The sequence below is a fragment of the Herbaspirillum sp. Her3 genome (assembly GCF_057961275.1).
In genome coordinates this window covers 1,783,254-1,795,893 of sequence record NZ_CM176328.1, presented here as the reverse complement: position 1 = coordinate 1,795,893, position 12,640 = coordinate 1,783,254, and the positions used below count along the sequence as shown (strand labels likewise).

Sequence of the window (12,640 nt, the reverse complement as noted above, 5' to 3'; positions counted from 1 at the left end):
CTGAAGCAACCACAAGCAACACCAGGCAGCATTAAGCAAAAATAAAGGCTCATCAAAACAGCATTAAATTCAAGTTAATACCAGCATCCGTCGTACCCCGGGAGCACGGTACAGCCACACAAGCGGCGGCCGTGTTCCAGGAAGTAGTTGCATCAAGGTGGCCCCAGACAACCATCATGGAGACGAGCAATGAAAGTACTGATTACGGACTACGATTTCCCCGACGTCGACCTGGAGCTCGCGCTCTACAGGGAGGCCGGCGTGGAGGTCGTGACCGCGCAATGCCGCACCGAAGACGAGGTGATCGCCGCCTCTGAAGGTTGCCAGGGCCTGCTGGTGCAATATGCACCGGTGAACGCCAAGGTCTTTGCGGCCCGCCCTGAGATCCGCATCGCCAGCCGCTACGGCGCCGGCTTCGACACCATCAACACCGCCGACGCCGCCGCCCATGGCGTGTGGGTCGCCAACTCGCCCGACTATGGCGTGGGCGAAGTGGCCACCCATGCGCTGGCCATGGCGCTGGACCTGATCCGCAACATCACCGTGTATGACCGCGCCGTGAAAGCAGGCGAATGGCATTACACCACCGCCGGCATCATCCCGCGCGCATCCGACCTGACCATCGGCATCATCGGGCTGGGCCGCATCGGCAAGCGCATGGCGCATATCTCGCGCAATCTCTTCAAGCGCGTGATTGCCTATGATCCCTACATCATCGATGGCGACTTCCCGGCCTATGTGGAGCGCGTGAGCCGCGAGGAGCTGTTCGGCCAGGCGCACGTGGTCTCGCTGCACACGCCCTTGAACGACGAGACGCGCAACATGGTCGACGCCTCGCTGCTGAACCTGTTGCAGCCGCAGAGCTACCTGGTCAACTCCGCACGCGGTGGCCTGATCAGGATCGACGATCTGCTGGCCGCCCTGGAAAACGGCAAGCTCAAGGGCGCCGCCCTGGATGTGTTGCCGGTCGAACCACCGGAGACCGCCTCGGCTATCGTGCAGCATCCACGTGTGCTATTGTCGCCGCACGCGGCGTTCTTCTCGGACGTCGCAGCGCGCGAACTGCGGCGCAAGGCGGCCCAGAACCTGATCGACTGGGACCGTAACGGACGGCCCTCCTACGTGGTCGTCCAGGGCAAGAACAAATAAGTCAAAACACTCCCCGGCAACGGGGCGCCAACGCAGCACCGCGCCGGCCGCCAGCCGGCGCTGCATCAAAGCAGACAACAGAAGAAGGGAGACCACCAGGATCTCCCGTGCGTCCCTCCACAGGGCGTGCCTGAACCAAGCGCGTTGTGAACGGCTCCGTCTGGAACCGGTTCCGCAGCGTCGATTCGAGGATAGAGACGAGGAGCATTTGATGGCATCAGTACAGATTCGCGCAGTCAAGAAACAGTTCGGCAGCACCCAGATCATCCGGGGCGTTGACATCGATATCGCCGATGGCGAATTCACGGTGCTGGTCGGCCCTTCCGGCTGCGGCAAATCGACGCTCTTGCGCATGCTGGCCGGGCTGGAGGAAATCACCGGCGGCGAGATCCTCATCGGAGGCACCGTGGTCAACAACGTCCAGCCCAAGGACCGCGACATCGCCATGGTGTTCCAGAACTACGCGCTCTATCCGCACATGACCGTGCGCGACAACATGGCCTTCTCGCTGACGCTGGCCAAGAAGGACAAGTCCTTCGTGGACGAACGCGTCAAGAAGGCCGCCGACATCCTGGGCCTGAACCAGCTGCTGGACCGCTATCCACGCCAGCTCTCGGGCGGGCAGCGCCAGCGCGTGGCGATGGGCCGTGCCATCGTGCGCGATCCGCAGGTATTCCTCTTCGACGAACCGCTCTCCAACCTCGACGCCAAGCTGCGCGTGCAGATGCGCACCGAGATCAAGGAATTGCACCAGCGCCTGAAGACCACCTCCATCTACGTCACCCACGACCAGATCGAAGCCATGACCATGGCCGACCAGATCGTGGTGATGCGCGACGGCCTGGTGGAGCAGCGCGGCCGTCCGCTGGATCTGTACGACTACCCGGCCAACCTGTTCGTGGCCGGCTTCATCGGCTCGCCGGCGATGAACTTCATTCCCGCCACCCTGCGCCGTGGCGCCGCTGCGGCCGAGGTCGAGTTCGCCGATGGCACCCGCGTACCGGCCCCCTATGGCGGCGCCTTGCAGGGCAGCGATGGGCAGAAGGTGACCTATGGCGTGCGTCCCGAACACCTCTCCATCGGTGCGGCCGGGCAAGGCATTGCGACCAAGGTGATCGTGGTGGAACCGACCGGCGCCGATACGGAAGTGTTCTCGCGCTTCGGCGAGACCAGCCTCACCTCGATCTTCCGCGAGCGCCATGATTTCGGTGCGGGCGACGTGATCCACCTGGTGCCCGACCACAGCCGCACGCACCTCTTCGATGCAGAATCCGGCAAGTCGCTGGCGGCCCGCTGATCCGACGCACCATCACTGCAGTACCCAGGCAACACCAGTAGCGCAGCAACACAAGAAAAAGAGTCCATCCGCAAGAACATCCGTTCGAGAGCGGTCCAATTCGACTTTCAACCGAAGGAGTAGGAGACATGAGCAAGCTGACACGACGCGAATTCCTGGTCACCAGTGCTGCCGCCGCAGCCGCTTCCAGCATGGGTGTGAACGCCTTTGCGGCGGGCCCCGGCGCGGCCGGCGCCGACAGCATCAAGTACCCCATCGAACAGGGCGCGACCCTGCGCATCCTGCGCTGGAAGCGTTTCGTCCAGGGCGACGAAGACCTGTGGAACGCCAACGTCAAGAAATTCACCGAACTGACCGGCGTGCCGGTGCGCACCGACAGCGAAGGCTGGGAAGACGTACGCCCGAAAGCGGCCGTGGCGGCCAACGTGGGCAGCGGTCCGGACATCGTGCTGGGCTGGTTCGACGACCCGCAGCAGTATCCCACCAAGCTGATCGACATGACCGATCTTGCCGATTCGCTGGGCAAGCGCTATGGCGGCTGGTACGACGTCTGCCGCAAGTACGGCACCAAGGATGGCAAGTGGATCGCCCTGCCGCTGGGCGTGATCGGCAATGCCCTGGTCTACCGCGAAAGCCAGCTCAAGGCGGCCGGCTTCGATGCCATTCCCAAGGATACGGCCGGCTTCCTCAAGCTGTGCCAGGCACTCAAGGCCAAGGACACCCCGGTCGGCTTCGCCCTGGGCAAGGCCGTCGGTGACGCCAACAACTGGGCGCACTGGCTGCTGTGGTCACACGGCGGCAAGCTGGTCGACAAGAGCGGCAAGGTCGCGATCAATTCGCCCGAGACACGCGCCGCGCTGGAATACGCCAAGCAGCTCTATGCCACCTTCGTGCCCGGCACCCTGTCCTGGCAGGATCCGTCCAACAACAAGGCTTACCTGGACGGCCAGATCAGCATGACGGCCAACGGCATCTCCGTGTATTACGCCGCCAAGAATTCGCCGGACCCCAAGCTGCAGGACATCGCCAAGGATACCCAGCACGCGCACTTCCCCATCGGCCCGGCCGGCAAGCCCACCGAGCTGATGCAGATCACGCAGATGATGGTGTTCAAGCACACCAAGTATCCCAACGCGGCCAAGGCCTTCGTGCAGTTCATGTTCGAGCCGGACCAGTACAACCCGTGGGTAAAGGCGTCCATCGGCTACGTCAGCCAGCCGCTGAAGGCCTACGAAAAGAACCCGATCTGGACCGAAGATCCCAAGGCCACGGTCTACCGCGACGCCGCTTCGCTGATGCTGGACCATGGCCACGAAGGCCCGCTGGGACAAGCCTCGGCCGCCTGCATGGCGGACTACGTGGTGGTGGACATGGTGGCCGAGGCAGCGTCCGGCGCCAAGACCGTGCAACAGGCCATCGACCGCGCGGCCGAACGCGCCAAGCGCTACTACAAGGCTTGACGTCATCGGTCTGAACGTCAGCAACGCGGACCGGGTTCCCTCGGGACAGCGGGCAAGGGGCAGGTTGTCAGGGCCTGCCAGCCCGGTGCCGCAGCGCTGGCGCATTGCAACGCGTTACACCAGTACCGGCTGCAGGCCTGGCCTGCAGCCCTTTCATCGAGGCACATCATGCTATCCCGATTCCTGAACAACCGTAACGTCCTGGGCATGCTGTTCATGGCCCCGGCCGTGATCCTGCTGGTGGTGTTCCTGACCTATCCGCTGGGCCTGGGCATCTGGCTGGGCTTCACCGATACCAAGATCGGCGGCGAAGGCAGCTTCATCGGCCTGGACAACTTCACTTACCTGGCCGGCGATTCGCTGGCGCAGCTGTCGCTGTTCAATACCGTGTTCTACACGGTCAGCGCCAGCATCCTCAAGTTCATGCTGGGCCTGTGGCTGGCCATCCTGCTCAACAAGAACGTGCCGCTGAAGACCTTCTTCCGCGCCATCGTGCTGTTGCCCTGGATCGTGCCCACCGCCCTGTCGGCGCTGGCCTTCTGGTGGCTGTATGACGCGCAGTTCTCCGTCATCAGCTGGGCCCTGCACAAGATGGGCCTGATCGACCGCTACATCGACTTCCTGGGCGATCCGTGGAATGCACGCTGGTCGACGGTCTTTGCCAACGTCTGGCGCGGCATTCCGTTCGTGGCGATTTCGCTGCTGGCCGGCCTGCAGACGATCTCGCCGTCGCTCTATGAAGCGGCCGCCATCGACGGCGCCACGCCCTGGCAGCAGTTCCGCCACGTGACGCTGCCGCTGCTGACACCGATCATCGCCGTGGTGATGACCTTCTCGGTGCTGTTCACCTTCACCGACTTCCAGCTGATCTATGTGCTCACCCGTGGCGGCCCGCTCAACGCCACCCACCTGATGGCCACGCTCTCGTTCCAGCGCGCCATTCCGGGCGGTGCGCTGGGGGAAGGGGCGGCGCTGGCAACCTACATGATTCCCTTCCTGCTGGCGGCGATCATGTTCTCGTATTTCGGCCTGCAACGTCGCGGCTGGCAACAAGGAGGTGACAAATAATGGCCAAGAAAAAAGACGACCAGCAGGAAACCCAGGGCATGGATTTCCTGCAATCGACTCCGCGCAAGTGGGTGACGATCTACATTCCGCTGCTGATCTTCCTGTTCGTGTTGCTGTTCCCGTTCTACTGGATGGTGATCACGGCCTTCAAGCCCGACAATGAACTGCTCTCGCAGACCGGCAATCCGTTCTGGGTGGTCGCGCCGACGCTGGCGCACTTCAAGAAGCTGCTGTTCGATACCCAGTATCCGGCCTGGCTGTTGAACACGGTGATCGTCTCGGTGGTATCGACCTTCGCCTCGCTGGCGGCCAGCGTCTTTGCCGCCTATGCGATCGAACGGCTGCGCTTCCAGGGTTCCAGGCAGGTCGGGCTGGGCATCTTCCTGGCCTACCTGATCCCGCCTTCGATCCTCTTCATTCCGCTGGCGGCGATCGTGTTCAAGCTGGGGCTGTTCGATACGCGCTGGGCGCTGATCCTGACCTATCCGACCTTCCTGATCCCGTTCTGCACCTGGCTGCTGATGGGTTACTTCCGCTCGATTCCGTATGAGCTGGAAGAGTGTGCGCTCATCGACGGCGCCACCCGCTGGGAGATCCTGGTCAAGATCATCCTGCCGCTGGCGGTGCCCGGACTGATCTCGGCGGGCATCTTTGCCTTCACGCTGTCGTGGAATGAATTCATCTATGCGCTGACCTTCATTTCCTCTTCCGAGGTCAAGACGGTGCCGGTGGGCATCGTTACCGAACTGGTGGAAGGGGACGTCTACCACTGGGGTGCGCTGATGGCCGGTGCGCTGCTGGGTTCGCTGCCGGTGGCGGTGGTGTATTCGTTCTTTGTGGAGTATTACGTGTCGGGGATGACGGGGGCGGTGAAGGAGTAAGTCTCACCACGTTGCACTTGATGGTCATCAGAAGAGGCCGGCCGCCAGTAGCGGGCGGCCTCTTCGTTTTGGGGTAGCTGACTGCATCAACTGGAAGCACTTGTCACACCGCGCACAGAGGGATTCACGAAGGAGGTACGAGGTGTCGGCTTTTGCTCTCGGGCTTGGGGGTGATTACCGGAATAGATCATCCGCCAGCGCAGATAGCCCCACATCCAATGATATTCATGGCCGCCGTCGGCGATGACATAGGTCTTGTTCTGTTGCAGGGCGGTCAGGCGATCCTGCTCGCGCTGTCTTTCTTTTTTCAGCTCGTCCAGCCTGCCGGCTTGTGCGGGGAGCAGCCCCTGGCTGGCCTGTCTCCCTTCCAATGCACGGATGTCCAGGGAGATGTCATCCAGATGGGCCTGGACCTCGCGCATGGTCTCGGCCTGATATTTGCGCAGATTGCTCAATTCATCATCGGAGCCTCGTGGTTTGAACCAGGCGCGCGAGTCGTGTACCAGGGTCTCGAACAACAGTTTCTCGGCCGGCTTGACGGGCGTATTGGCGTACCACGCCTGTGATACGCCGTCCTCCCAGTCCTTGCGCTTGCCCGGATGGGGCAAGACCTGATCCCTGCCGCTTACACGCATCGTCTGCATCAATCCCAGCTCTTTGAGCAAATCGCCGTCGGCGATCTTCTGGTCGTTGATGTCCTGGGCTTTCTTGTGGGGTGGATCAAAGGATTGCGTCAGCCCCGGCAACTGGTGCATCTGTCCCAGCATGCTCTTGCGCCAGCGCAGGTAGATGCCGTAGTGGCGACGGATGATGATCTTGAGCGATTCCTGCGGTTGGGTCTCCACCAGCCACAATGGGCCTTCGGGCTTGCCGCTCCCCTGGCGGGTCGCTTCCACGTAAGCGTTGAAGGCCGATAGCGTGGCGGGATCGACGTGGAACATGCGCTTGCGCAGATCGATCATCTCGGCCTCATCCAGCAAGGGCACGCCGCCGATCAGTGCTTCGCGGTACATCTGCGCCAGCGCAATCTGCGACAGCTTGCGCGCATCGCCTACCCGGCCCTCGCCGATGGCGCGTCCCTGGTCATTGGGCGGATAGCCGCCGCCGACGTCGGAGTGCACACCGGGATAGACCACTTGCTTGACGTTTTCGCCAGAGGCCGCATCCAGCGGAAAGGAGCCGCGCACCTCGTGTGCCGATACCAGATGGACGCAGCGCCCGATGGCCGGATGGATGGCCAGGTCGTCAGGGGTGGCCCAGGCGAAATGTCCATCCATCCGGGGAAGGGAATGGGCCAGGCCGACCGAGGCCACGGTATCGAAGATACCGAGGAAATCGATCACCAGCGGCAATCCGGCATAGTGGCTGCCGAGATAGCGCAACACCCAGTTGCAGAAGACGCGCGCCGCGGCGGCGCCACGCGAGAAACCGAACACGGACAGACGGATCTTGCGTACCGTGGGCTTGTTCTTCAGGCGCACCTTGATGAGCTGACGCAGGCGCTCTTCGCGCAGCTGATGGATGCCATGCCTGAGCGCAGAGGCTGGCTCCTCGAGGAAGTTGCCAGCGCCGGAGAGTGCGCGAATCCTAAGATCATCTTCCTGGAAGGGGCCACTCATCGGATGGCCTAGCAAGGCGCTGGCTACGTGGTTGCCAACCTGCAGCAAGGCCCAGTCGATGCGGGCCTGCCCATAGGCAGCCGCGGCCAGGCCCAGCATTGCGTCGGCTCCCGTTCCGCTATCGCTCAGTTCAATGAAGGGTGTGCCGACCCCAGGGACATAAGTCTTGCGATAGTAAGGCCGGGCCTCTGCCGAAACACGGGTGGGCCAGGCCGGTGGAAGGTCGGGCGTGGGGGTGCCGACCTTGCCGAGTTGCAATTGGGGAACGGTGGGATGACCGGGGAAGACCTCGTAGAGCCGGGCGACATTGCTGCTGGCGAAGGCGGGGATGTCGCGGTATTTATTGTTGTTGGTGCCGTCGAAGAAGAAGCCTAGGAAGATGTCTTCTTCGCAGACCGTCGATTTAGGAAAATTAAGATGAACGTCTTTTTCGATGCTTTCGATACCCGACAATTCGAGCCAGGATTTGCGACAAAATTCGGCGAAGCGCGCTTTCATGTTATTCCTTGTCAAAGTCCAGTTCACACATTTTTTCTTCCACAATCTTTCTTTGTTTGCACACAAGCACCCATTTCTGACAGGCTTCGGCCGTACCGACCGGATCAATCTCTTGCGCTAGCCTTTCAGGCTGACATGCACGCCTAACTAGGCGCGCAGATTGTTCTGCAGACCCTGGGGGATATTTCGGCATATTTTTTTCACATTCGTTTTGAGCGAACTTCGTTAGACACGATTCATAAGGCAGTGCTCTCTCCTTTCCCCGCCATTCGGGGTGGCCAGGCTCAGCCCACGAAACCACGATTTCAACCTCGTCGCCCGGATAGAAAGTGACATAAAGATCACCTGGTTTGTCGTACTCAGGAATCTCAAAAACCTGGATCCGCATGGCCTCCTCCGTCATCTTCTTGTCCGACTTCTGCCACTCCACCCTGACCTGCATCCCTGGCTTCCATTTCTTTGGAAGTTTCAAGCAGCAACCCTTTCCGCCCGGCCCTTCCAGAAAGCCAAGGATGCCGCCACCGACAGGCTGGTTATCCGCTTGATTGAACAAGGTATAACCCAGCCCCCAGTCGTGCATGTAGTTCACCGCATCAGTAGATACGGTCACGCTGTCATGCTCTTGCGCACTCTCAGCAGGTCCGTGAGCATCGCAAGCCATGAGCCAGAGCCCAACGATCACCAACAAGAACCTGCCGAACAAAAACTGCATTGCCCCCTTCTCGCTCCATCGACACCGCGTGACATCGCTCATGCCATCCCTCCCGGCTCGTCCGCTATCGGCCCGGTCATCCACAACGGCTCACCCGTGAGGAACACCTCACCCGGAAGTTGCCGAATCGCGTCGATGAAGTCGGGAACCGCTTCGGGCGGCGCTTGCATCAGCCTCACCACGGCCGAATGCTGCATGGCCTTGCCCGACGTGAAGACGGCCAGCAGGACGTAATACAGCTGACGCTCAGGATCTTTCACGCCAGCACATAGCGCGGCATCCCGATGGCAAGCCACAAAATCCAGCTTGCGCACCTGTGCTATGCGATGCCAACGGCCCGGCGCACGCAAGCCGATCTCATGAATCAGCGTATCCAGCGCCCGGGCTTCGAGCAGCAGCCCAAACTGCCGGTCATCCAGCATCAGCATCGGAATGTCCGGCAACCCTGCGGTGTCGCACGCCTGCGCTGTCGGGCTGACGTAGAGATCGCGCACCACACCATCGGCATCGACACAGGCAACCAACTGCATGCACCGGGTGAACAGCGCGCGCTGCGGCCCGGCCAGCACCTCCAGCCAGACCGGCAGGATGCGCGTGTCATACCAGCGCATCAGCATGGTCTGGTCGTCACTCAATCCGACACAGTGAAAATGACGAAGGTGGCGGGCGAAATCATTGATGGCGCAGGGACTCTCATACCAGCTGAGACACGGCAGCTTGCGTGCGAGGGCACTGGCCCATTTGATCAGCCTCTGGCGCTGCGGGAGAGCAAGCCCTGTCAACTCGATCAACCAGGGCGCCACGTCCTGCAAGTGTTCTTCGGCAGTACCATCGAACAAGGACGTGAAGCGGATACCCATGGCTTGCAGCTTGCGATGCTGGCCGTCGTTGAGAGCACCATCGATGAGCAGATAGGCGTAATGCCTACGTTGAATGCAGCGATCGCTCCAATGCAGGAGGCCAAAGATGTCCTCGCTCATTTCAACACTCCCGGTGCGCCCTGACGGGCGGCTTTCAGGAGGCATTCCCTGCACAACTCACCGGGCATCTGCGGGAAGATGACATTGCCCCGGATCGGTCCATCAAACAGCTTTTGCGCAGCATGGATGGTGATCTTCCCCGGACACAACACCGTAATGTTCCCGCCCTCGATGACGATACTGGCCCCACCCGCCGTGGCCAGCGTGATCTTGCGCGCCGCTGCCCACGTCACACCGGCATTGGCACTGACGATCTGCAAGAGATCACGCGCCTGCACGGCCAGTCCCCCTGCCTGTGCCTGCACATCGATGTCACGTTGCGCAGCAATCATCTGCAAGCCGATGCCCTTGTCGCCAGCAGCCGCAGCCCCGCCCAGCAGTCCGATGGCCTGCTGCGTGCGCAGCCGGAATTGCTGACCACTGACGTGCTGGGCGTCCTGTCCGTTGATCAGGCTGACGCCGCCACCATTGGCTATCTGCAGATGCTGTCCCGCCACCACGCCCAACCCTTCCTTCGCGGCGATCTGGATCAGCGGAGTGCTGGTGGCGGGCAGGTCCTGCTGCGCGATCTCGGCCTGCCCGGCAATGGCCTGCTTCATCGCATCGAGTCCCTCGCCCATGCCCACCGTGCGATGTGTGCGCACAGCCTCGTCGAAGGTCTTGCGGATGTGTGCGGCCTGTCGCGCCATGGCCCGCTGGCCCATGTTGTCTCCAGCCGGGTCACGATGCTGGGCGCGACGTTCCACCCGATAACTGGAGAACAGAATGCCGCGTCCCGCACGAATGACCCCATAGGCATCGGTACGCAATTCCACGCCCGTGCCACGGAAGCTGCCGCGATAATTGTCAGCGCTGTGGATCAGGTGCCCCAGGTTCAGTTCGGTACCGGCCTGGGTGGTCTTGAGCTGGATACGGCCACGGTGGTTGCTGTCGTCGAAGAGCAGCTGGTTGTATCCCCAGCCGCCAAACTCCTTGGAACGGATGCCCCATTGCGCGGCGGGATTGCGATGCCCATCGAGATCGGCACTGGCACCATGCCACGTTGGCGCATTACCGCCGGCCAGGTTGCCCTGGCCGCTGATGGCGGTATCGCCGGCTTGTTGAAAAACCTGGATTTCGGCAGAAACCTTCACTTCGCCACCGGGCGTCGGGGCGACACCTCCCTCCCCACGGCCGTTGTAGAGGGCACCGAGCACAACCGGTCGCTCCAGGTCGTTTTCGATGAATTGCACGAGGACTTCCTGCCCGATGCGCGGCAGGAACTGCATCCCCATGCCCGGTCCGGCGCAGCGCTGGCCTACCCGCACCCAGCAGGTCGCCGCTGCATCGTCGTGCCGTCCCTGCCAGTGGAAACGGATGCGCACGCGGCCCAACCGGTCGCAGCAAATTTCATCGGGGCCGTTGGGCTGGGTCTCGCCCCGGTAGCCGACCACGATGGCGCTCTGGCTGCCATGCGCTAGCGCATGAGGACGACGCTCCAGGCCCGTGCCATCGGCCAGGACCGGCCGCCAGGGAATATCGGCGCGGATCGCTTCGAACACATTGGCATGTCCCATACGGCGTGCCTGCTCGATCAGGCTGTGATCGGCAGCCAGCGCCTGGAACGTCCCGGTGGCCTTGAGGCAGGCAGCGATGGCCTCCTCCAGCAAGACCGGCAAGGGCCCGAACAACTCAGCCAGTGCCGCTTCGGTATCCGCAGGCAGATTGTTGACGCCCACACCGAGCACCGAGAGCACGGCATAGTCGCGTTCCTTTCCGGCCAACGGTCCCTGCGTCAAGGTGAAGCGCGACCCGGCCCGCAAGCTGCGTACCGTGCCGCGTCCGCGCCAGCGCTTGTTGCGGGCCTCGGCGGCTTCCATCATCAGGCGCGCGTGACGGTCTGCGGCGTCGCTGTCGTCGCGGGCGGCCAGGCCTGCACTGTCGTGGCTTTCCAGCCATGGCGCAGCGCGGCCGCCGAAAGCATGATGGGTGGGGATGCTGGCGGCGACGGCTCGTTTGTTTTCATAATCGTAGGACAGCAGTGCATAGCTGGCCGCTTGCAGACTGCGGCAGGCTGCCAGAGCCTGGATGCCATCCTGTTGCTCCTGTTCCCGGGCGCCATGAAAGCGGATGCCGCCATGGGCCGCGCTGGTCGCATCTTCGGGAAAGGAACCGCGCGCAGTACTGTCGGCAAAGATCACCATGCGATGTCCCTGCGGGCTGGTCGCATGTTCTTCCATGCGCCATGAGAGCCCTTCGCCGGCCAGCAGGCGGCTGATGAAATCGAAATGGGTCTGCCGGTATTGCACGGTATAGCTGCGCAGCGGCAAGCGATCCAGGCAGGCCAGCGCGTCGGCAGACCAATGCCAGTCGGCGTGTTGCAGGAATTCGTGGAAGACGTCTTCGACCACTTCCAGCAGGCTTTTGTCTTGCCAGACGCGGCTGGTGCTGGCCTGTGTGAGCAACCACGGCCAGGGTGCCAGGCGCAGGCGATAACGGCAGAAACCGCCATCGCCGCCCAACCGGGCGACCTCATGGATCAGCCCGGTACAACGCCGGACACCGCCATCGGCCAGGCGCATCTCCAGCGTGGCGCGGCAACCCAGCAGGGACTTCGCTGGCGCGTCTGCATCCAGGCTCAGGACGATCAGTTCGGTGGCACCCACCGCATGCAAGGCGTCGACAGCGGCATAGGCTTCGACCAGGAAGCGGTCCTCGGCTTGACCGGCAATGTCCAGGCGGTACAAGCGCGTTGCGGCAGAAAAGCGGATCAGACGGGAGAGCAGACGGCTGGTGGTATCCATGAATGGGGGCGGTGTGCAATGACGGGCCGCCATTCTTGTTCGGCCCGCGCGCAATCATGGAAAAGATCAGGAAAAAACTGCCAGCAATCGAAAATCAGCGATCCGTGTTTCAAATTATTTGGATGATTTCTCCAACTTCTGGCAGTCATCAAAAAAGCCCACGTCCGTGAAGACGTGGGCTCGCAGGGATAAA

Annotated in this window: 9 protein-coding genes; 5 read left to right on the top strand and 4 right to left on the bottom strand. The window is 62.1% G+C overall.

Annotated features, from left to right (window positions below; genetic code table 11):
• Nucleotides 1-189 precede the first annotated feature (189 nt).
• The 5 genes from ACVC5H_RS08160 (at nucleotide 190) to ACVC5H_RS08140 (ending at nucleotide 5,855) form a co-directional block, all read left to right on the top strand.
• Nucleotides 190-1,149: a C-terminal binding protein gene (locus ACVC5H_RS08160; RefSeq protein ID WP_489621837.1), complete on the top strand. Its 960-nt coding sequence runs from the start codon at nucleotides 190-192 to the stop codon at nucleotides 1,147-1,149.
• Between the two features lie 211 nt (nucleotides 1,150-1,360).
• A complete protein-coding gene (locus tag ACVC5H_RS08155; RefSeq protein ID WP_489621836.1) occupies nucleotides 1,361-2,446 on the top strand; it encodes an ABC transporter ATP-binding protein in 1,086 nt (361 codons plus the stop codon).
• A gap of 128 nt (nucleotides 2,447-2,574) precedes the next feature.
• Nucleotides 2,575-3,906, top strand: a complete 1,332-nt coding sequence (locus tag ACVC5H_RS08150; protein ID WP_489621835.1) for an ABC transporter substrate-binding protein — start codon at nucleotides 2,575-2,577, stop codon at nucleotides 3,904-3,906.
• A 168-nt stretch (nucleotides 3,907-4,074) separates the two neighbouring features.
• On the top strand, nucleotides 4,075-4,974 hold the full coding sequence (locus ACVC5H_RS08145) for a carbohydrate ABC transporter permease (RefSeq protein WP_013235284.1): 900 nt from the start codon (nucleotides 4,075-4,077) through the stop codon (nucleotides 4,972-4,974).
• Nucleotides 4,974-5,855: a carbohydrate ABC transporter permease gene (locus tag ACVC5H_RS08140; protein WP_338715923.1), complete on the top strand. Its 882-nt coding sequence runs from the start codon at nucleotides 4,974-4,976 to the stop codon at nucleotides 5,853-5,855. The genes ACVC5H_RS08145 and ACVC5H_RS08140 overlap by 1 nt, the downstream gene beginning before the upstream one ends.
• A gap of 86 nt (nucleotides 5,856-5,941) precedes the next feature.
• Here the strand turns inward: ACVC5H_RS08140 and ACVC5H_RS08135 are convergent, their stop codons facing one another.
• From ACVC5H_RS08135 to ACVC5H_RS08120, 4 genes are read right to left on the bottom strand one after another with little or no spacing between them, the layout of a single operon-like run.
• On the bottom strand, nucleotides 5,942-7,972 hold the full coding sequence (locus ACVC5H_RS08135) for a T6SS phospholipase effector Tle1-like catalytic domain-containing protein (protein ID WP_489621834.1): 2,031 nt from the start codon (nucleotides 7,970-7,972) through the stop codon (nucleotides 5,942-5,944).
• A gap of 1 nt (nucleotide 7,973) precedes the next feature.
• Nucleotides 7,974-8,726, bottom strand: a complete 753-nt coding sequence (locus tag ACVC5H_RS08130) for a DUF3304 domain-containing protein (RefSeq protein ID WP_489621833.1) — start codon at nucleotides 8,724-8,726, stop codon at nucleotides 7,974-7,976.
• Nucleotides 8,723-9,664 (bottom strand): DUF4123 domain-containing protein, encoded by a 942-nt coding sequence (locus ACVC5H_RS08125; protein WP_489621832.1) that lies wholly within the window; start codon nucleotides 9,662-9,664, stop codon nucleotides 8,723-8,725. Before ACVC5H_RS08125 ends, ACVC5H_RS08130 begins: the two co-directional genes overlap by 4 nt.
• Nucleotides 9,661-12,447: a type VI secretion system Vgr family protein gene (locus tag ACVC5H_RS08120; protein WP_489621831.1), complete on the bottom strand. Its 2,787-nt coding sequence runs from the start codon at nucleotides 12,445-12,447 to the stop codon at nucleotides 9,661-9,663. Before ACVC5H_RS08120 ends, ACVC5H_RS08125 begins: the two co-directional genes overlap by 4 nt.
• Nucleotides 12,448-12,640 lie beyond the last annotated feature (193 nt).